We start from the raw sequence: 19,833 nt of genomic DNA, 5'->3' as shown, positions 1-19,833 counted from the left end.
GGGCTGTGATATAACGGCGGGCATTCACGAACCTGCGAGAACCCGTCATGAAGGACAAAACCGAAGCGGTATTTGTGCCGCTGAATATAGCGGTACTGACAGTCAGCGACACCCGGAATCTGCAAACCGATACGTCCGGCCAGCTGTTGATCGACCGACTGCAAGCGGCGGGACACACATTGGCGCAGCGCGTACTGCTTAAAGACGATCTGTACAAGATTCGCGCCCAGGTTGCCACCTGGATTGCCGATGACCAGGTACAGGTGGTGCTGATTACCGGAGGCACAGGCTTTACCGGGCGTGACAGTACGCCGGAAGCGGTGTCCTGCCTGTTGGACAAACATGTCGATGGTTTTGGTGAGCTATTCCGGCAGATTTCTGTGGCGGATATTGGTACGTCTACTATTCAGTCCCGCGCCTTGGCGGGGCTCGCCAATGGCACGCTGGTGTGTTGTATGCCGGGTTCGACAAATGCTTGCCGTACGGCCTGGGACGGCATTCTGGCTGAGCAGTTGGATAACCGTCATCGTCCCTGCAATTTTGTCCCGCATCTGAAATCCGTTGCTGCCTGTGAGGGGCGCGGATGAGCCATTCACCCTTGTCTGCACTTATCTCTGTTGAGCAGGCCTTGGAGCGTCTGCTGGCTGAGGCGCAAGCCGCTGCGATTGTTGAAAATGAGTCGGTCAGTCTGGCGTTGGCGGATGGCCGCGTGTTGGCGCAGGACGTAATCGCCGGGCTTGATCTGCCACCTTGGCCGAATAGTGCGATGGATGGTTACGCCTTGCGTTTAGCGGACTGGCAAGGCCAGCCTTTGCCCGTTTCCCAGCGTGTTGTGGCGGGCACTGCGCCTGAGGCATTGCAGCCAGGAACTTGTGCGCGGATTTTCACTGGTGCGCCCGTGCCGGAAGGTGCCGACACGGTTGAGATGCAGGAAAACACGACGCTGACTGCTGACGGCCAGGTGGTATTCAACGAGCCTATGAAGGCTGGTCAGAACATCCGCCCTCAGGGGCAGGAAACCCAGCTGGGTGATTGTGTGTTGGCTGCTGGTACTCGCTTGGGGCCGGTTGAGCTGGGGTTGGCGGCTTCGCTGGGATTGAGTCAGCTGAATGTGCGTCGCCGTATGCGTGTTGCGGTGCTGTCGACTGGCGATGAGCTGGTCGAGCCGGGACAGCCGCTGGGGCTGGGGCAGATTTACAACAGCAACCGTCAAGTCCTGATCAGTTGGCTGCAGCGACTGAGCTGTGAGGTGGTGGATGGCGGCATCCTGCCGGATGATTTGGCCCAGACCCGCGCAGCCTTGGGGGCTCTGAATCAGGTTGATCTGATTCTCTCTACGGGAGGTGTGTCGGTAGGGGAGGCAGATTTCCTGGGGATTGCGCTGCGTGAAGCGGGGGAGATCAGTTTATGGAAGCTCGCCATTAAGCCGGGTAAGCCGCTCACGTTTGGCCAGTTCCGAGGTGTGCCGGTTATGGGATTGCCGGGTAATCCTGCTTCGACACTGGTCACATTTGGCTTGCTGGCAAGGCCTTATATTTTGCGACGTTTAGGCGTGCAGCAGGTGCAGCCCTTGGGCTTCTCGTTACCAGCCGGATTTACCTGGACAAAACCAGGTAAGCGCCGCGAATACCTGCGAGCTCAGGTTCAGGAGGGTCGTGTGGTGCTCTATCCCAACCAGAGTTCCGGAGTGTTGCTAAGTGCAGCATGGGCCGATGGGTTTGCCGAGGTGTTGGAACACACAACCTTGTCTGAGGGAGATTGCGTGCGCTTCATTCCATTAAGCGAGCTGCTGATTTAACACCGCGATCGCGGCAGGTGAGGGCGCTGGCCGTCCTTGGCCTGGCCGCTTATTGGCTGCGTTGTGTCTGACGGAATTCGCCTGGGGTGTTGCCCGTCCAGCTCTTAAAACTGCGGTGGAAGGAGCGGGGTTCGCTGAAACCCAGCAGGCAGGCAATGGTCTGCACGGGCAGCTCGGTACGCAGCAGATAGTGTTCTGACAGTTCTTTGCGCAGCTCTTCAAGAATCTGCTGATAGCTAGTGCCTGCAACCTGAAGATGCCGTTGCAGTGTGCGGGCTGTCATTGCGAATTGCTCAGCGACCCGCTCTTTGCGTGGCAGGCCATTTCTCAACTGTTGGCGCAGCGCATGTTTGACCTGCTGCGGGAACGGCTGATTGGGCTCCAGTTCGGACATGACGCCTTGGGCGTGCTCTTCTAGGGACTGCAGCAGGTTGGCATCACCGTGGTTGAGCGGCAGCTCTAGGTATTCTTGCGGGATGATCAGGCAGTTGCGGTCCTGACCAAAGCGCACCGGACAGGCAAACACGCGCTCGTAGTCTTCTGTGCGAGTGCCCTCTGGTTGTACGTGGCTAAACCAGACCTCTCGCGGTGAGTAGTGGGTATTGGTCAGCCAGCGGGCAAATAGCAGCCAACTAGCCAGCGTATTTTCCACCAGATGCCGGTGGAGTTGACCGGGAGCACTGTGGCAGCTCCAGCTGAGATGGGCGCTGTCAGCAACGGTTTGAATATCACTGTTACCGATATCACTTACCAAACGCTCGTAGGGCTGAATCCGCGCCATGGCTTCACCCAGCGTGGAGCAGTTCATGGTGATGTAACCCAGCAGACTCCAGGAGCCCGGCTGTACGTACTGTGCACTGTTCAGGCCGTAAAGCGTGTCGCTTGAGTGGCTCAGCAAGTGTTCAAGCAGGCGTTCAAACTGGCTGGTGGGAATGCGTAGGCTGTTGTCCTCAAGGTCTTTGGCGGTAAGACCGGCGAAGCGCAAAGCTGGCTCAATATCGAGACCGAGGTGTTCAGCGTGGCGGATGTATTTTTGCAAAACGGGGATGGCGGTACAGCCGAGATCGTTCATGAGTATTTGGTGCGAGATTGGTGTGTAGCGGAGAGGATGCGTGCAGGTGGCCCTGACGGCTTGGGTAGGCTGATTAGTATAGGCCGATGCGGCGGTGAGACAAGCGTAATCGCCACGGGTTGAATAAGTCTGGTCAGTGATCGACCGATATTAAAGAAAAGACCGGGCGGAGCAGGCTCCGCCCGGATACGACTCAAGCGACATCTACGAGAACGATTTCGCTGTCCTCTAATGCCGTGACCCGGATGACACTCTCATCAGAGACGGCAACACCGTCGCGGGCATTAGCCTGCGCGCCGTTGACCTCAATGCTGCCGGTGGCAGGCACCAGATAAGCCTTGCGGCTCGAGCCAATCGCATATTCTGCGGTTTGCCCGGCTTGCAAGGTGGCCGCTACGACTCGGGCGTCGGCGCGGATACTCAGTGCATCATTGTCTTCCTCGTGCCCGCTGGCCAGCACCACGAAGTTGCCGGTGCGCTCACCTTTCGGGAACGGCTTGGTGCCCCAAGAGGGCTCCAGCCCGTTTTTGTCCGGGAAAATCCAGATCTGAAAGAGGGTGGTAGTTTCACCTTCCAGATTGAATTCACTGTGGGCGATACCGGTACCGGCACTCATGACCTGAACATCACCTGCCTCTGTACGACCGTGGTTGCCCAGGCTGTCACGGTGGGTGATGGCACCTTTGCGCACATAAGTAATGATCTCCATGTCCCGGTGCGGGTGTGTAGGAAAGCCACCGGTAGGTGCTATCTCATCATCATTCCAGACTCGCAGCGCTCCCCAATTCATGCGGGACGGGTCGTAATACTCCGAGAAGGAAAAGTGGTAGTGAGCATTCAGCCAGCCATGATTGGCCCGGCCAAGTTTGCTGAAGGGGCGTACTTCGATCATGTGTATGTCCTCAGTGAGGGAATACTGTGACTACTGGCTGTATTCCGTGGTTGATGGGCGCATGATCTACCAGATCAATTCGATAATAAATGCTCAATTTTAGTACATAAATATCGAATTATTAGATTATATGTGTGTCTTCATCTATTCACCCTGCGCAGCAGGATCTCTCTGCAATACTGAGGTTCTGTGCACAAACGCTCTGGATGAGGACGTGTAAATGGATGAACGAAAAGCCCTGTTGATTCTGCATGGCAAGCAAGCCATGAATGAGGAGGTGCGAGAGGCTGTCGCGGCGCGTCGCAAGCTAGGTTGGCAGCTGGATGTACGGGTAACGTGGGAAGGGGGCGACGCGCAGCGGATTGTCACCGAGGCGCTGGCAGCTGGTTATCCCACCCTGATTGCCGGTGGCGGTGATGGCACGCTGCGGGATGTGGCCGAGGCTATGGCCACCGCTAAGACAGAGGCGTCGTTGGTGCTGATGCCGCTGGGTACGGCCAATGATTTTGCTGTGGCAGCAGGTGTGCCACTTACGCCTGGCGAGGCCCTGGCGCTGCTTGATCAGCCTGCACGTCCAGTTGATTTAGGCGGGGTGGACGATCATGTCTTTTTGAACATGGCCACTGGCGGATTTGGCAGCAATGTCACGGCCAATACCTCTGAAGACCTCAAACGCATGCTTGGCGGTGTAGCTTATTTTCTGACTGGGTTAACACGCTTTGCCGAAGTGCACTCGTCATTTGCTCGCTTCACCGGGCCTGACTTTGAGTGGGAAGGCGAGGTGCTTGCATTGGGGGTTGGCAACGGGCGTCAGGCAGGTGGCGGTCATGAGCTTTGCCCTGGAGCCTGGGTGGACGATGGTCTGTTGGATGTCTGCATAGTCCCGGCCGCGTCAGATGCGATGGGCACTTTGAGTACTTTTCTATCGGGCAGCATCAACGGTGTGCAAAGTGTGGCGGTGACGGCTCGTTTGCCCTGGCTTGAAGTCGAGGCGCCAGAGGGGCTGGATTTAAATCTGGACGGTGAGCCGATGGAGACCCATAAGTCCCGCTTTCAGGCCTTGCCAGCTGCAATTCGTCTGCATTTGCCTGCCCAGTGTCGGCTGTTTAAAACGAGCTGAAATCGTGCAAAGAACTGGCCCGATGAATGTCTTTAGAGCATGATGGCATCGCGCTATCTGTTACGGTGGTGCCATCCTTGCTTTTCGCAGGATGAAGTAACTTAAGTCTGGCCCTTAGGCAGGTTATCAGGAGCATACGATGGCGGGCATTCTCGATACAGTGGATCAACGCACCCAGTTGGTTGGTGAGAACCGCCTGGAGATTCTGATGTTCCGCTTAGCCGGACGTCAGCTGTTCGCCATTAATGTGTTCAAGGTTCAAGAAGTGCTGCAATTGCCGAAGCTGACGCTGATGCCGCAGCGTCATCGTTATGTCTGTGGCGTGGTTAATTTGCGCGGGCATACCTTGCCGGTGATCGATTTGTCGCAAGCAATTGGTATGCGCCCGATTGTTCCGGATGAACGCAGCACCATCATCGTCACTGAATACAATCGCTCGGTGCAGGCGTTTCTGGTCGGTGGGGTAGAGCGCATTCTTAACCTCAACTGGGAGGCCATTCAGCCTCCGCCAGGGGGCGCTGGTCGCCAGCACTACCTTACCGCGATCACCAAGGTCGAAGATCAGATTGTTGAAGTTATCGATGTGGAAAAGGTGCTGGCTGAAATCACCCCGATGAGCACCAAGGTGTCGCCGGAGAAACTGGCTAACCCCATGCTTGAATACGCACGCGGCCGTGAGGTGTTGCTGGTAGATGATTCCAGCGTCGCCATGAGTCAGCTGCAGAGCACCATGTCCCAATTGGATATCCGTTGTCACTGCGCCACCGACGGCTTGCGCGCCTGGAAAAAGCTCAAGGCTTGGGCTGATGAAGGCGTTGATCTGAATGAAAAGCTGCTGATGGTCGTGACAGATGCAGAAATGCCAGAAATGGATGGCTACCGCCTGACCACAGAAATTCGTAATGACCCTCGCATGCGGGACCTGTATGTGGTGCTGCACACATCACTGTCTGGCAGCTTTAATGCCGCCATGGTGAAGAAGGTCGGTTGCGATAACTTTCTCTCAAAGTTTCAGCCGGACAAACTGGTGGACGTCATCCATGAGCGCCTGGAACTGCTCTATCCATCGTCGGAGAACTAAGTCAGCGGCTAAAGCGCTGGGGTTTCGCTTGGAATGCACTTAAAGTTGTCGCTCAGTGCAATTATCCGAGACACAGGCCATGCTGCAGCTTTCTGAGCTTTACCGTTACCCGATCAAATCCTGCGCAGGTGAGCGGCTCGCTGAAGCTGAAGTGGATGCGTTGGGCGTTCACGGTGATCGCCGCTGGATGGTGGTGGATGAACAAACCGGACGCTTTCTGACTCAGCGCTTACTCACTCAGCTCACCCAATTGCGTGCCCGTTGGCAGGGGGAGGAGCTGCTGCATATCTCTGCTCCAAGCATGCCGGAGATTGAAGTCGCAGTACCCGCTGAAGCCGAGAATTTACGCGGTGTCACCATCTGGCGGGATACTCTGGAGGTGCCAGATGCGGGGGATCAGGCCGCCAAATGGTTCAGTGACTGGCTGCAGCGTCCATGCCGACTGGTGCAAGTGCCCGCGACCAGAGCGCGGCATGTGATGAGTACTTATCCCGAGTTTGCTCAAGCCGATGACCGGGTTGCCTTTGCCGACGGCTTCCCGCTGCTGCTGATTGGCCAAGCATCATTGGATGATCTTTCCCGCCGCGTCGGCCGTCCGTTATCCATGCTGCGTTTCCGCCCTAATTTAGTGGTGACAGGTGCTGAACCCTATGCGGAAGACAGTTGGAAGCGAATCCGCATCGGCGAGGTGGAGTTTCGCGTGGCCAAGGGATGTTCGCGCTGCATCATGACCACACTCGACCCCGAAACCGGTGAGCGCAGTGAAGACCGTGAGCCGCTAACCACACTGATGACCTTCCGCAAGCGTGAAGATGGGGTGTACTTCGGGCAGAACCTAGTTCCGCTTGGCAGCGGGCGATTGCTGCCGGGAATGAATGTGGAAGTGCTGGAATAAGCCGGTGGACTGCACGCCCAGGTGGGCGTGCAGGTGCTCATGTTACTGGTCGAAATAGCGCTCGTGCCACGCCACCAGCGGTTGTGGTGAATTAAGCTTATTGCCGTAGATGACTGAATAAGACAGCACGTTCTGTACGTACTGACGGGTTTCGTCGAACGGTATGTTCTCGATCCAAACGTCATAGGACAGATGGTTGGCCCCACGCAGCCACTGACGAACACGCCCAGGGCCTGCGTTGTAAGCCGCTGAGGCCAGAACACGGTTGCCATTGAACTGGCCGTAAATCTGGCTCAGATAGGCCGCGCCAAGTTGAATATTCACCTCCGGGCGGAAGGCTTGTTGCGGTGATGCAAGCGGGATGCCGAAGCGTTTAGCGGTTTCTTTGGCCGTGGCTGGCATTAGCTGCATCAGGCCCATTGCGCCGACGTGCGAGCGGGCGTCGGCCATGAAGGCACTTTCCTGGCGAGTAATGGCAAACACCCAGCTGGAGTGAATGTCACGGTTGCGTGCTTCGCGGACAAGGGCATCGCGGTGAGCCATGGGGAAGCGCACATCCAGATCGTCCCAATACTGCGCCTGGCTGATGGTGCGGATAGCCGGGAAGTACCAGCCCATTTCATAGCCGATGCGGGCTTGCGCCACCATCTCATCACGGCTGAACAAGCGGGTGACGTTGTACCACTCACGACGTCCATCGGCGATCTGGCCGCGGGCGTGGAACTCCAACGCACGTCGGATAGCGGCTGAGTTGCGCACCTTCTGAATGGTTTGTGGGCTGAGGGCAAGAGGTCGGTTGTTGAGCTGATACGGCGCCTTGACCTGATCAGCCGCCATAAAGCCATAGAAGTCACGCTCTTTGGCCAAGGCCTGATAAAGCGGGATTGGCTCCTTGCTGTTGGGGTTGGCCAGTTGCAGGCTGCGGGCCTGCCAATAGCGCCAGCGGTTCGTACCGATCAGCTCGGCAGGCATGCGCTTGGTCAGTTGGTAGGCTTCTTCCCAGCGGCCAAGTCGTAGCAGCAGGCGGGCGCGCCACTCGGTGACGTTATTGTCACGCAGCTGCGGGTCGTACTTGGCCATGACTTCAAGGGCGCGGGCGTCGAAGCGCTTAGCCAGTGCCAGCCCAATCTCCCGGGCAATCGCCACTTGCTCATCCTGGCTGAACTTCATGCGCTGGGCGTAGCCTTCCAGTAGCCTTAATGCTGCTTCCGGCTCCTGCCGGCCCAAGCGGCGCAGGCCAAGGCTGATCACATCGCCGGTGGCGTGATCAGTTTGGGTAAAGCGTCCGGTCTGTTTCAGCAGCTCAGGTTTCTGGGCAACTTGCAGCAGCAGTTGGCCCTGAGTGCTGAGGGTGGAGAGGTTTTTGACGAGGTGGCTGACCAGGCCGTAATTACGCGCTTCAGCCGCCAGCTTGGCACGCTGCCAGCGTTTCTCTTCGGTCAGTTGGCCGTCGGCCGCCCAGCGCTGGAACAGTGCATCGCAGGCATTAGGTTGGGATTTGCCCACCAGCCAGAGTTTTTCAGAGGCAGCGTGGGCTTCGCTGCGCATGCCCTGATTGAAAAGGTATTGCCCATATAGGCAGTCCAGTTCAGTGAAGTTAAGTCCCGGATCGTAGTGGTTCGCGAAAGTTTTCCACTCGCCGCGTTCGGCCAGCCATCGCAGCCATCGCAGTTTCATCCAGCCGATTTGAGGCAGATCGCCGTGCTCAGCCAGGAATTTCTCAACTTCATCGTTACTGGCCCATTTCAGACGGGCAGTCAGTTCGTCGTAAGCCAGATAAGGCTCAAGTGGGTAATCGCGCAGAACATGCGCATAGCGTTCATAAGGCCCTTTGTCACCTTTGGCCAAGGCTGCTTTGGCTTGATCGTAGTACTGGCGTTGTTGGGCAAGCGTGGCAGCCTGGGCAGTGGTGTAGCAGAGCGTTGTCGCCAACAGGCAAGAAAGCAGTTTCAACAAAGGGGCGCGCATGACTCATCCATAAATAGCAGTAGTGCAGTCTTTGTAGCTTAGACGTTTGCCAGTGGGCGGAGAAGGCTCAGGTCTGCAATCAGGGCTGTCTGGTATGTCTGTTTATGACATTAATCCCTTTTATCTGCTGTGCGCTTCGGTGCTTCTGGGGAAATTGCCTGCCAACCCCAGGTCGAACTCAGGGTAGAATGCGCGCCCAGTTTTGTAGCCACCGTGCTGCGGAAGTTTCCTCCGGGAGTCGTGAGCGCCTGCCCAGCGCAGTCGCGCAGCTCCCGCCGTTATGTCGAGGCGTGCCATGACCCTGCTCAAATTCTCTGAAGTCTCCCTGGCTTACGGCGCAATGCCGTTGCTGGACAAAGTCTCCTGGCAGATCGCCAGAGGCGAGCGGGTCTGCATCATCGGCCGTAACGGTACCGGTAAATCCAGCATGCTCAAGCTGGTTAAGGATCAGCAGAAGCCGGACGATGGTTCGATCTGGCGCGCGCCCGGGCTGAAAATCGGAGAGCTGCCGCAAGAGCTGCCGGTTGCAGATGGGCGTAGTGTTTTCGATGTGGTCGCCCAAGGTCTGGAAGGTGTGGGTGAGCTGTTGGCCGAATATCACCACCTGAGTCAGAATATTCAGACCGATGAGGATCTGAACAAGCTCATGCGCGTCCAGCAGGAGCTGGAGGCTCGTGATGGCTGGCGCTTGCAGCAAGTGGTCGACAGTACGCTGAGTCGCCTGCAGCTGCCCGCTGACAAGACTCTGGCTGAACTGTCCGGCGGTTGGCGTCGCCGGGTTTTGCTGGCTCAGGCATTGGTCTGTGAGCCCGACCTGCTGTTGCTGGATGAGCCCACCAACCACCTGGATATCGGCGCAATTGCTTGGCTGGAAGAGGCGCTGAAAGACTTTCAGGGGGCGGTGTTGTTTATCACCCACGACCGCTCTTTCCTGCAAAATCTGGCGACACGCATTCTCGAACTCGACCGTGGTGGGCTGATTGACTGGAACGGCGACTACGCCAGCTTCCTAGTGCACAAAGAAGCTGCTCTTGCAGCTGAGGAGACAGCCAGCGCACTCTTTGATAAGCGCCTGGCCCAAGAGGAAGTGTGGATTCGTCAGGGCATTAAGGCCCGCCGCACCCGTAACGAAGGACGTGTGCGAGCATTGAAGGCCATGCGTCAGGAGCGCAGCCAGCGCCGCGAGCGCACGGGTAAGGCGAGTTTTCAGTTGGAAGCTTCAGACAAATCCGGCAAGCAGGTTATCGTTTTGGAGCACGTTGGTTTTGCCCATCCTGGCGGTCCTGAGCTGATCCGGGATTTCTCCATGGTCTTGCAGCGCGGCGATCGCATTGGCTTTCTGGGAGCTAACGGTACCGGCAAAACCACACTGCTGAAGCTGATGCTTGGTGATCTGCAACCCACGACAGGTACCGTCACAGTTGGCACCCGCCTTGAAGTGGCCTACTTCGACCAACTGCGAAATCAGTTGGATCTCGAAAAAACGGTCATCGATAACATCTCCGAAGGACGTGATTTCATTGAAATCGAAGGGCAGAACCGGCATGTGCTCAGCTATCTCGGTGACTTCCTGTTCAGCCCGCAGCGTGCACGGACTCCGGTAAAAGCGCTCTCCGGCGGTGAGCGTGCCCGCTTGTTGCTGGCCAAGCTGTTTAGCAAACCTGCCAACCTGTTGGTTCTGGATGAGCCGACTAACGATCTGGATGTTGAGACTCTCGAGCTGCTGGAGGAGGTTTTGCTGAACTTCTCCGGGACTGTCTTGATGGTCAGCCACGACCGTGCGTTCCTGGATAACGTCGTCACCAGTACTTTAGTTTTTGAAGGCGAAGGTCGGGTGCGCGAATATGTGGGGGGCTATCAGGATTGGTTGCGTCAAGGCGGTTCTCCCCGTTTGTTGGGCGTGGGTGAGAGCAAAGCGGGCAAGCCAGAGCTGGCGTCTGCGGTCGTTGAGCCAGCAGCCAGCACCGTTGTGTCGGAGCCTGAATCTGCAACACCGACTACTAATAAGAAGAAACTCAGTTACAAACTGCAGCGCGAGCTAGAGGCCATACCAGGGCAGATCGATGAGCTGGAGGCTAAGTTGGCTGCGATGCAGGAGCAGATCAGCGAGCCAGGGTTCTATCAGCAGCCGGCGGAGGTTACGTCTGCAGTGCTGGAGGCTATGCAGAATGCTCAACAACAGCTGGACCACCTCATTGAGCGTTGGGCTGAGCTGGAGGGCTGACGGTCGCGTGTGGGTGATGCGGTTTCAGACAGGATTTTGAAGTATCTGGCGGGGACATATATGAGTATCGAGTACAGCATCATCCTCGATGACGATCACCAGTTCAGCTACAAGATTGAGCTGGATCGCATCTATTGCGCGCAGGATGCACAGCATGCGCCTGAGTGGGCGCGACTGGAGCATGAAAAGTGCAGCAACTGCCCGCTCAGCCGTGACCAATACAGCCACTGTCCGGCCGCTGTAGATTTACATCGGGTTATTGAAGATTTTCAGGGCCTGCCAGCATTCCAGAAAGCTTCGGTATCCGTGCGCACGCCGGATCGCGAATACGCGAAATACCTGGGGCTGGAGGAGGGGCTGCGTGCGCTGCTGGGCGTGATCATGGCCACCAGTGCGTGTCCAGTTCTGAATAAACTCAAACCTATGGCGCTGCACCATCTGCCTTTTGCCAATAGCAAAGAGTTCACCCTGCGAGTGGTGTCGCTGTATCTGACTCAGCAGTACTTCAATCAAAGAGAAGGCCGCATTGCTGATTGGGATCTGAAAGGTCTGGTGCGCACCTTTCAGCAGCTGCAGCTGGTGAATCAGGCCTTCTGGCAGCGGATTCAGGCAACCTGTGAGGGTGATTCGAACCTAAAGGCTTTTCTTAGCTTTTTCTCGATGTCCTCAAGCATCACCTATTCGCTGGAAACACAGCTGCAGAAAATTCGGCCTCTGGTGATGGGAGGCAACGACACAATGGGCTGACGGGGCGCTTAAGGCGTCCTACAAGCTCTGACTTAGAACAGGCTGAAACACTCACCGGCAGGCGGCTGAGTGTTTCAGCTTTGGCGCACCTTACTCGGGCTTTTTCAGGCGCACAGCAAGTACATCGCAGGGCGCGCTGTGGAGAACGTCGTTAGCGGTAGAACCCAGCAGCAATGCAAGGCCATGGCGGCCATGACTGCCCACAATGATGAGGTCGCAGCCCTGTTCCTGTGCCAAGCGGTGAATTTCCTGGCGTGGCTGGCCGTAGGTCAGGTGGCGGCGGTCCTCGCTCAAATCAGGGTATTTACCTGTGAATGAGTCAAGACGCTGGCGGGCTTGATCAAATTGCTGTTGCTGCAGCATCGACAGGTCCATTGGTACATCGCCACCAAAGGCCATGGCCATTGGTTCCACGACATGAACCACGGATAATTGAGCGCCGGTCGCAGCGGCCACTTTCTGTGCCCGATGCATGACCGGGTCGCACTCTTCAGTCAGGTCTACAGCGACCAGAATGTGCTGGTAAGGCATGGCAGTTACTCCTATTGAGGTCGATGGTTTTAGTATGGCCTTCCCGGTTTTCCAGTGACAGGCTACGGCCTGCGAGATATGTAATGAATTATTGGTTAATGCTGTTATTGCTGGCTTTGGTGCTGAGCCCGTTGTCCTTATTGATGCCTTCCAGTCGCCAGCGTGGGCGTATGGATGTGCGTCTTCAGGCGCGCCGCATGGGATTGGCGATGCAGCTGTCCCCCCAGCAGTGGCCGCACTGGATGATGCAGGCACCGCCTGATTCGTGTCCACACTACCACCGTGCCCGCCGTCGTGGCAGTAAAGATACATGGTGCTACTGGCAGGCAGAGCCTGGAGTGTGGCTGAACAAATGGCGTGAGCCATGCGATAGCACGCTCTTGCTTGAGCAGTTACGTGTCTTGCCGGGAGACGTATATAAGGTTGAAGCCAATGAGCGGATGTTGGCTGTGTGGTGGGGCGAGCGTGGTGGGCTGGACGCTCTGGAACGCGTGGCAGAATTTCTTAAGTCGCAAGCCTGAAAAAGAAAGCCCAGAACGAGTCTGGGCTTAAGACTGGCCAGGCAGGCCGGAAATCGGTGGCGCAAATCATCGCTTCAGCAATGATTGCTGGATTCAATCTGCCTAGTGTAGCTGGTTACAGCGCATTTCATAAGCATGACTTTTGACCATTGTGTCAGGTCGCTAATTCACCCGCTGCATTAGCCAAGATTCAGCCTGCCAATGGGACTGCTCTGAATCTTGATTTAAGGTGTGCATAGCGTCAGCTGACTGTCACTTAATTCAGTGATGCTTGAACAAGCAGGCGCTCTATCAGAGTTTTTGCGCGTCTTTCAGTGGTTAAAACGTAATTTTTTGTACAGGCCAATAAGCCTGAAACTCCCAATTGACAAGCGCTGGCTTTTCCGTGAATGTGTGCACACCCAAATCAAACGGGCGTATGAATTGAGCGTTTGTTCGAGAGCAAGCGCATTCCAGCCCGATTATCGCGTCGGTGGGTGTGCCAGGCTGATTGGGGCTACATTCCAGAATTCATCTGTGGAGTAGCTTGCTGGTTGGCTCCGATGTGTACTGTTCAGCTTCCATACCGTGGAGATCAGTTGATGATTTACGAAGGTAAAGCCATCACGGTAAATGCTCTTGAGAGCGGCATCGTCGAACTGAAGTTCGACCTCAAGGGTGAATCCGTCAATAAGTTCAACCGTCTTACCCTGAATGAACTGCGTCAAGCTGTTGATGCAATCAAGGCTGATGGTTCGATCAAGGGCGTGATTGTTACCAGTGGCAAAGACGTGTTCATTGTTGGTGCCGACATCACCGAGTTCGTCGACAACTTCCAGCTGCCTGAGGCAGATCTGGTCGCTGGCAACCTCGAAGCCAACAAAATCTTCAATGATTTCGAAGACCTGGCCGTACCGACTGTTGCTGCTATCAACGGCATCGCCTTAGGTGGCGGTTTTGAAATGTGCCTGGCAGCTGACTACCGCGTCGCCAGCGAAACGGCCAAAATTGGTCTGCCGGAAGTCAAGCTGGGCATCTACCCAGGCTTTGGTGGTACTGTCCGTCTGCCACGCGTAATCGGTACTGATAACGCTGTCGAGTGGATCGCATCCGGTAAAGAAAACAAGCCTGCCGACGCCCTGAAAGTTGGTGCTGTTGATGCCGTGGTCGCCGCTGACAAGCTCAAGGATGCTGCTCTGGATCTGGTTAAGCGCGCCATCTCCGGTGAGCTGGACTACAAAGCCAAGCGTCAGCCGAAGCTGGAAAAGCTCAAGCTCAACGCCATCGAGCAAATGATGTGCTTCGAAACCGCTAAAGGTTTCGTTGCCGGTCAAGCTGGTCCGAACTATCCGGCGCCGGTTGAAGCCATTAAGACCATTCAGAAAGCAGCCAACCAGGGGCGCGACAAGGCGCTTGAAGTTGAGGCAGCTGGTTTTGCCAAATTGGCCAAGACCTCTGTTGCTCAGAGCCTGATTGGTTTGTTCCTGAATGATCAGGAACTGAAGAAAAAAGCCAAGAAGCACGACGAAATTGCTCACGACGTGAAACTGGGTGCCGTTCTCGGCGCTGGCATCATGGGCGGTGGTATCGCTTATCAGTCTGCATCCAAAGGCACTCCGATCCTGATGAAGGATATCCGCGAAGAGGGTATCCAGATGGGTCTGAACGAAGCTTCCAAACTGCTGGGCAAGCGTGTTGAAAAAGGCCGCATGACTCCGGCGAAAATGGCTGAAGCTCTGAATGCTATTCGTCCGACCATGTCTTACGGCGACTTCGGCAATGTCGACATCGTGGTTGAAGCCGTTGTTGAGAACCCGAAGGTCAAGCACGCAGTGCTGGCCGAGGTAGAAGGGCATGTGAAGGAAGACGCCATCATCGCGTCAAATACCTCCACCATCTCCATCAGCTACTTGGCTCAAGCGCTCAAGCGTCCTGAGAACTTCGTGGGCATGCACTTCTTCAACCCGGTGCACATGATGCCGCTGGTTGAGGTTATCCGTGGTGAGAAATCCAGTGAGCATGCTGTTGCAACCACCGTTGCGTACGCTAAGAAAATGGGCAAAACCCCAATCGTGGTTAACGATTGCCCGGGCTTCTTGGTAAACCGTGTGCTGTTCCCATACTTCGGCGGCTTCGCCAAACTGGTCAGCGCTGGTGTGGACTTCGTTCGCATCGACAAGATCATGGAGAAGTTCGGCTGGCCTATGGGCCCGGCTTACCTGATGGATGTGGTTGGTATCGATACCGCTCACCACGCCCGTGACGTAATGGCTGACGGCTTCCCGGATCGTATGAAGGAAGAGCGCAAAACTGCTGTTGATGCGCTGTACGAAGCTAATCGTCTGGGCCAGAAGAATGGCAAGGGTTTCTACGCTTACGAAACCGACAAGCGTGGCAAGCCGAAGAAAGTGGCAGACGCCGATATCCAGGCAGTTCTCGCTCCGGTTGTGTACGAGCAGCGCGAAGTCACCGATGAGGACATCATCAACTTCATGATGATCCCGCTGTGCCTGGAAACTGTTCGCTGCCTGGAAGACGGCATTGTCGATTCGGCTGCTGAAGCCGATATGGGTCTGATTTACGGTATTGGCTTCCCTCCGTTCCGCGGTGGCGCACTGCGCTACATCGATTCGATCGGGGTCGCTGAATTCGTAGCCCTGGCTGACAAGTACGCCGACCTGGGCGCGCTGTACACCCCGACCGCCAAGCTGCGTGAAATGGCTGCCAAAGGCGAGAAGTTTTTCGGTTAAGCGCGCAACGACTAGAGCGAGAGTGAATTTATGAGCCTGAATCCTAGAGATGCAGTGATCGTCGACTTCGGTCGTACCCCGATGGGTCGTTCCAAGGGCGGCATGCACCGTAATACCCGTGCCGAGACTATGTCTGCGCACCTGATCAGCAAGCTGCTGGAGCGCAACACCAAAGTTGATCCGGCTGAAGTTGAAGACGTTATCTGGGGCTGCGTAAACCAGACCCTGGAGCAAGGCTGGAACATCGCCCGCATGGCGTCGCTGATGACCCAGATCCCTCACACCAGTGCTGGCCAAACTGTCAGCCGTCTGTGTGGTTCTTCCATGAGCGCTCTGCACACTGCTGTGCAGGCGATCCAGACCGGTAACGGCGACGTGTTCGTTGTGGGCGGTGTGGAGCACATGGGCCACGTCGGAATGATGCACGGCGTTGATCCGAACCCGCACCTGTCCCTGTATGCCGCTAAAGCGTCAGGCATGATGGGCCTGACAGCAGAAATGCTGGGCAAAATGCACGGTATCACCCGTGAACAGCAGGATGCCTTCGGTGAGCGTTCTCATCGTCTGGCGCACAAGGCAACCGTCGAAGGCAAGTTCAAGGATGAAATCATCCCGATGCAAGGCTACGACGAGAATGGCTTCCTGAAAGTTTTCGACTACGACGAAACCATTCGTCCGGAAACTACCGTTGAAAGCTTGGCGGCTCTGAAGCCTGCCTTCAACCCGAAAGGTGGCACAGTGACTGCGGGCACTTCCTCACAGATCACTGACGGTGCTTCCTGCATGATCGTAATGAGCGCCCAGCGTGCTCAGGATCTGGGGATTCAGCCGATGGCCGTTGTTCGTGCCATGGCTGTGGCGGGTGTGGATCCGGCGATCATGGGTTACGGTCCGGTGCCGTCGACTCAGAAAGCTCTGAAACGCGCAGGTCTGACTATCAACGACATCGACTTTATCGAGCTCAACGAAGCCTTCGCAGCCCAGGCTCTGCCTGTACTGAAAGACCTCAAAGTGCTCGACAAGATGGACGAGAAGGTTAACCTACATGGCGGTGCCATTGCGCTGGGTCACCCGTTCGGTTGTTCCGGTGCCCGTATCTCCGGTACCCTGCTCAACGTGATGAAGCAGAATGGCGGCACCTTGGGTGTGTCCACCATGTGTGTGGGTCTCGGCCAAGGTATTACCACCGTCTTCGAGCGCCTGTAATTGCAGGTGTGAGAAACGTAACCGGGGCCTTGGCCCCGGTTTTTGTTTTTATGAGTACAGGTTTCGATGAGTACAGACTTGCAGATCCAGCCTGGTCTATATCGGCATTACAAAGGTCCCGAGTATCGTGTCTTTGGTGTAGCGCGTCACACAGAAACAGAGGAGCCAATGGTGGTTTATCAGGCACTCTATGGCGAGTTCGGGTTGTGGCTGAGGCCGTTGGACATGTTCTGCAGTACTGTTGAGGTCGAAGGAGAGTTGGTTCAGCGTTTTGCTTTAATCCAAGCAGAAACCTCTGTATTGACTCGGTCTTGAGTCATGTCGATCAGTCACTGAACTTGACCTTGGCTGGACCGCCACTATATATAGCGGTGCCGCATTAGTATCTGTACTGCACCCCCGCTTTTTATTTATCGAATTTCAGGAATTTTCCAATCCATGGGCAAATCGCTGGTCATCGTGGAATCCCCGGCCAAGGCCAAGACCATCAACAAGTATCTGGGTAGCCAGTACGTGGTGAAGTCGAGCATCGGTCATATCCGCGACCTTCCTACCAGTGGCTCGGCCACTGCTGCCAAAGAGCCTGCCAAACGAGGCAAGGCTGCCGCCGGTGAGGCTCCAGCTCTGTCGCCGAAGGAAAAAGCCCGCCGTCAGTTGTTTGCCCGCATGGGCGTCGATCCGGAACATGGCTGGAAGGCCAAGTACGAGATCCTCCCAGGCAAAGAGAAGGTCGTAGACGAGCTTCGCCGCTTGGCCAAAGATGCTGACACCATCTATCTCGCAACCGACTTGGACCGCGAAGGGGAGGCCATTGCATGGCACCTGCGGGAATCCATTGGCGGCGATGACAGTCGCTACAAGCGTGTGGTGTTCAACGAAATCACCAAGAAAGCCATTCAGGACGCGTTTTCTGAACCGGGTGAGCTGGATATCAACCGCGTCAATGCCCAGCAAGCGCGTCGCTTCCTTGACCGTGTCGTGGGCTACATGGTCTCACCGCTGCTGTGGTCTAAGATCGCCCGTGGCCTGTCCGCAGGTCGTGTGCAGTCGGTTGCGGTAAAGCTGGTCGTTGAGCGCGAGAAAGAAATCCGTGCGTTTGTGCCGGAAGAATATTGGGAAATGCACGCAGACCTAGCCAGCGGGCGGGGCGATAAAGTGCGTTTCGAAGTTGTGCGTGAAAACGGCGAGGCATTTAAGCCGCTCAATGAAGCGCAGGCTATGGCCGCGCTGGAAGCGCTAAAGTCATCCGCCTATAGCGTCAGCAAGCGTGAAGACAAACCCACTAGCAGTAAGCCTTCTGCCCCCTTCATTACCTCAACTTTGCAACAGGCCGCGAGCAATCGTCTGGGCTTTGGTGTGAAGAAAACAATGATGATGGCTCAACGCTTGTATGAAGCTGGCTACATCACCTACATGCGTACCGACTCGACCAACTTGTCGGTCGATGCATTGAACATGGTTCGCGGCTTTATTGAGTCAGAGTTTGGGGGCAAGTACCTGCCTGCCAAACCGCTGTATTACAGCAGCAAAGAAGGGGCTCAAGAGGCGCACGAAGCGATTCGCCCTTCCGATGTCAACCTCAAGCCTACTCAGCTATCGGGTATGGAGCGTGATGCTGAGCGTCTTTATGACCTGATCTGGCGTCAGTTTGTGGCGTGCCAAATGCCGCCCGCCGAATACCTGTCCACCGCTGTTACAGTGGCCGCAGGCAAGTTTGAGCTGCGTGCCAAGGGTCGTATTCTTAAATTTGACGGCTATACCCGCGTGCTGCCGCAACAGAGCAAGCCTGGCGAAGATGATGTACTGCCGGAAATGGCTCAGGGTGAAGCACTGAAGTTGCTCAAGCTTGATCCCAGCCAGCATTTTACCAAGCCGCCAGCGCGTTACTCTGAAGCCAGCCTGGTCAAGGAAATGGAAAAGCGGGGCATTGGTCGTCCTTCGACGTATGCGGCCATCATTGGCACCATCCAGGATCGTGGTTACGTAACCTTGCATAACCGTCGTTTCTATTCGGAAAAGATGGGCGAGATCGTCACTGACCGATTGGGCGAGAGCTTTTCAAATCTGATGGATTATGGTTTCACCGCGCGCATGGAAGAGCATCTAGACGATGTTGCTCAAGGTGAACGCGAGTGGAAGAACCTGCTCGATGCGTTCTACGGAGATTTCAAGAAAAAGCTGGAAGCTGCAGAATCAAGCGACAGCGGAATGCGCGCTAACTCGCCAACCATGACCGATATTCCATGCCGTGAGTGTGGTCGTCCGATGACGATTCGAACTGCATCTACTGGCGTGTTCCTCGGCTGTTCTGGTTATGCGTTGCCACCTAAAGAGCGTTGTAAGGCTACGGTCAATTTGGTGCCGGGTGATGAGATTGCTGCGGATGACGAGGGAGAGTCTGAATCCCGTGTTCTGCTTGGCAAGCGTCGTTGTCCGATTTGTTCCAATGCGATGGATGCTTACCTGCTGGACGAGAGTCGCAAACTGCACATCTGTGGTAACAACCCTGATTGCACCGGTTATGAGATCGAGCAAGGGCAGTACCGGATTAAGGGTTATGAAGGTCCGAGCTTGGAATGTGATAAATGCGGCAGCGAAATGCAGCTCAAGACTGGCCGTTTTGGCAAGTTCTTTGGTTGTACTAACAGTGAATGTAAAAACACCCGCAAACTACTGAAAAGTGGTGAGGCCGCACCGCCGAAGATGGATCCGGTAAAAATGCCGGAGCTGAAGTGCGAAAAGGTGGATGACACCTACATTTTGCGTGACGGTGCATCTGGGCTTTTCCTAGCGGCCAGTCAGTTCCCTAAAAACCGTGAAACCCGTGCGCCGCTGGTGCTGGAGTTGATTCCGCATCGCGACGAGATTGATCCGAAATACCACTATCTGTGCGATGCTCCCGCCAAAGATAGTCAGGGCCGACCTGCCGTTGTCCGCTACAGTCGCAAGACTAAAGAGCAGTACGTGCAGACCGAGGTAGATGGTAAGCCTACAGGCTGGCGTGCGTTCTATGACGGCAGTAAGTGGAAAGTCGAAGATAAGAGTTAAT

Annotated in this window: 16 protein-coding genes; 12 read left to right on the top strand and 4 right to left on the bottom strand. The window is 55.9% G+C overall.

Annotated elements, in window-relative coordinates; all coding sequences use genetic code 11:
• The first annotated feature begins 47 nt into the window (after window positions 1-47).
• Together moaB and AO726_RS00885 are read left to right on the top strand one after the other, a co-directional pair.
• Window positions 48-587 carry a molybdenum cofactor biosynthesis protein B gene (gene moaB / locus AO726_RS00890; protein WP_058066169.1) on the top strand — a complete coding sequence of 180 codons (540 nt, stop codon included), beginning with the start codon at window positions 48-50 and terminating at the stop codon, window positions 585-587.
• The gene (locus AO726_RS00885; protein ID WP_058066168.1) at window positions 584-1,798 is read left to right on the top strand and encodes a molybdopterin molybdotransferase MoeA; all 1,215 of its coding nucleotides are present in this window, start codon (window positions 584-586) and stop codon (window positions 1,796-1,798) included. Before moaB ends, AO726_RS00885 begins: the two co-directional genes overlap by 4 nt.
• A 49-nt stretch (window positions 1,799-1,847) precedes the next feature.
• Here the strand turns inward: AO726_RS00885 and AO726_RS00880 are convergent, their stop codons facing one another.
• Together AO726_RS00880 and AO726_RS00875 are read right to left on the bottom strand one after the other, a co-directional pair.
• The gene (locus AO726_RS00880) at window positions 1,848-2,870 is read right to left on the bottom strand and encodes an AraC family transcriptional regulator (RefSeq protein ID WP_058066167.1); all 1,023 of its coding nucleotides are present in this window, start codon (window positions 2,868-2,870) and stop codon (window positions 1,848-1,850) included.
• 193 nt (window positions 2,871-3,063) lie between these two features.
• On the bottom strand, window positions 3,064-3,762 hold the full coding sequence (locus tag AO726_RS00875) for a pirin family protein (RefSeq protein ID WP_058066166.1): 699 nt from the start codon (window positions 3,760-3,762) through the stop codon (window positions 3,064-3,066).
• A 220-nt stretch (window positions 3,763-3,982) separates the two neighbouring features.
• Between AO726_RS00875 and yegS the strand changes: the two genes are divergently transcribed.
• The 3 genes from yegS (at window position 3,983) to AO726_RS00860 (ending at window position 6,858) form a co-directional block, all read left to right on the top strand.
• The gene (gene yegS, locus AO726_RS00870) at window positions 3,983-4,882 is read left to right on the top strand and encodes a lipid kinase YegS (protein ID WP_058066165.1); all 900 of its coding nucleotides are present in this window, start codon (window positions 3,983-3,985) and stop codon (window positions 4,880-4,882) included.
• Between the two features lie 139 nt (window positions 4,883-5,021).
• Window positions 5,022-5,963 (top strand): chemotaxis protein CheV, encoded by a 942-nt coding sequence (locus AO726_RS00865; protein WP_058066164.1) that lies wholly within the window; start codon window positions 5,022-5,024, stop codon window positions 5,961-5,963.
• A gap of 79 nt (window positions 5,964-6,042) precedes the next feature.
• Complete coding sequence (locus AO726_RS00860) at window positions 6,043-6,858, top strand: MOSC domain-containing protein (protein WP_058066163.1); 816 nt, start codon at window positions 6,043-6,045, stop codon at window positions 6,856-6,858.
• 42 nt (window positions 6,859-6,900) lie between these two features.
• Here the strand turns inward: AO726_RS00860 and AO726_RS00855 are convergent, their stop codons facing one another.
• Entirely contained in the window at window positions 6,901-8,826 is a 1,926-nt protein-coding gene (locus tag AO726_RS00855) for a transglycosylase SLT domain-containing protein (RefSeq protein WP_058066162.1), read from the bottom strand.
• Between the two features lie 295 nt (window positions 8,827-9,121).
• On the opposite strand from AO726_RS00855, the gene AO726_RS00850 reads away from it, so the two are divergent.
• Both AO726_RS00850 and AO726_RS00845 read left to right on the top strand, forming a co-directional pair.
• A complete protein-coding gene (locus AO726_RS00850) occupies window positions 9,122-11,050 on the top strand; it encodes an ATP-binding cassette domain-containing protein (protein ID WP_058066161.1) in 1,929 nt (642 codons plus the stop codon).
• 60 nt (window positions 11,051-11,110) lie between these two features.
• Entirely contained in the window at window positions 11,111-11,797 is a 687-nt protein-coding gene (locus tag AO726_RS00845; RefSeq protein WP_058066160.1) for a DUF6901 family protein, read from the top strand.
• A 90-nt stretch (window positions 11,798-11,887) separates the two neighbouring features.
• On the opposite strand, the gene AO726_RS00840 is transcribed toward AO726_RS00845, so the two are convergent.
• Window positions 11,888-12,328, bottom strand: a complete 441-nt coding sequence (locus tag AO726_RS00840) for a universal stress protein (RefSeq protein WP_058066159.1) — start codon at window positions 12,326-12,328, stop codon at window positions 11,888-11,890.
• Window positions 12,329-12,411: 83 nt separating this feature from the next.
• On the opposite strand from AO726_RS00840, the gene AO726_RS00835 reads away from it, so the two are divergent.
• The 5 genes from AO726_RS00835 (at window position 12,412) to topA (ending at window position 19,832) form a co-directional block, all read left to right on the top strand.
• Window positions 12,412-12,849, top strand: coding sequence for a hypothetical protein (locus AO726_RS00835; protein WP_058066158.1), 438 nt, complete (start codon window positions 12,412-12,414; stop codon window positions 12,847-12,849).
• Window positions 12,850-13,430: 581 nt separating this feature from the next.
• Window positions 13,431-15,578 (top strand): fatty acid oxidation complex subunit alpha FadB, encoded by a 2,148-nt coding sequence (gene fadB / locus AO726_RS00830; RefSeq protein ID WP_058066157.1) that lies wholly within the window; start codon window positions 13,431-13,433, stop codon window positions 15,576-15,578.
• Between the two features lie 30 nt (window positions 15,579-15,608).
• Entirely contained in the window at window positions 15,609-16,784 is a 1,176-nt protein-coding gene (gene fadA / locus AO726_RS00825; protein WP_058066156.1) for an acetyl-CoA C-acyltransferase FadA, read from the top strand.
• A 78-nt stretch (window positions 16,785-16,862) separates the two neighbouring features.
• Window positions 16,863-17,099, top strand: coding sequence for a DUF1653 domain-containing protein (locus AO726_RS00820; protein ID WP_058067055.1), 237 nt, complete (start codon window positions 16,863-16,865; stop codon window positions 17,097-17,099).
• Window positions 17,100-17,222: 123 nt separating this feature from the next.
• Entirely contained in the window at window positions 17,223-19,832 is a 2,610-nt protein-coding gene (gene topA / locus AO726_RS00815; RefSeq protein ID WP_058066155.1) for a type I DNA topoisomerase, read from the top strand.
• Window position 19,833: the final 1 nt, after the last annotated feature.

It is taken from the genome of Pseudomonas sp. TTU2014-080ASC, from assembly GCF_001446935.1.
Taxonomy (GTDB): domain Bacteria; phylum Pseudomonadota; class Gammaproteobacteria; order Pseudomonadales; family Pseudomonadaceae; genus Aquipseudomonas.
The sequence above is the reverse complement of the archived record's forward strand: the minus strand, read 5'-3'. Positions and strand labels throughout refer to the sequence as shown.

Bases quoted from the DNA above. Each gene is read 5' to 3' on its own strand.
- moaB (WP_058066169.1), top strand. From the start codon at position 48: ATGAAGGACAAAACCGAAGCGGTATTTGTGCCGCTGAATATAGCGGTA.
- AO726_RS00885 (WP_058066168.1), top strand. From the start codon at position 584: ATGAGCCATTCACCCTTGTCTGCACTTATCTCTGTTGAGCAGGCCTTG.
- AO726_RS00880 (WP_058066167.1), bottom strand. From the start codon at position 2,870: ATGAACGATCTCGGCTGTACCGCCATCCCCGTTTTGCAAAAATACATC.
- AO726_RS00875 (WP_058066166.1), bottom strand. From the start codon at position 3,762: ATGATCGAAGTACGCCCCTTCAGCAAACTTGGCCGGGCCAATCATGGC.
- yegS (WP_058066165.1), top strand. From the start codon at position 3,983: ATGGATGAACGAAAAGCCCTGTTGATTCTGCATGGCAAGCAAGCCATG.
- AO726_RS00865 (WP_058066164.1), top strand. From the start codon at position 5,022: ATGGCGGGCATTCTCGATACAGTGGATCAACGCACCCAGTTGGTTGGT.
- AO726_RS00860 (WP_058066163.1), top strand. From the start codon at position 6,043: ATGCTGCAGCTTTCTGAGCTTTACCGTTACCCGATCAAATCCTGCGCA.
- AO726_RS00855 (WP_058066162.1), bottom strand. From the start codon at position 8,826: ATGCGCGCCCCTTTGTTGAAACTGCTTTCTTGCCTGTTGGCGACAACG.
- AO726_RS00850 (WP_058066161.1), top strand. From the start codon at position 9,122: ATGACCCTGCTCAAATTCTCTGAAGTCTCCCTGGCTTACGGCGCAATG.
- AO726_RS00845 (WP_058066160.1), top strand. From the start codon at position 11,111: ATGAGTATCGAGTACAGCATCATCCTCGATGACGATCACCAGTTCAGC.
- AO726_RS00840 (WP_058066159.1), bottom strand. From the start codon at position 12,328: ATGCCTTACCAGCACATTCTGGTCGCTGTAGACCTGACTGAAGAGTGC.
- AO726_RS00835 (WP_058066158.1), top strand. From the start codon at position 12,412: ATGAATTATTGGTTAATGCTGTTATTGCTGGCTTTGGTGCTGAGCCCG.
- fadB (WP_058066157.1), top strand. From the start codon at position 13,431: ATGATTTACGAAGGTAAAGCCATCACGGTAAATGCTCTTGAGAGCGGC.
- fadA (WP_058066156.1), top strand. From the start codon at position 15,609: ATGAGCCTGAATCCTAGAGATGCAGTGATCGTCGACTTCGGTCGTACC.
- topA (WP_058066155.1), top strand. From the start codon at position 17,223: ATGGGCAAATCGCTGGTCATCGTGGAATCCCCGGCCAAGGCCAAGACC.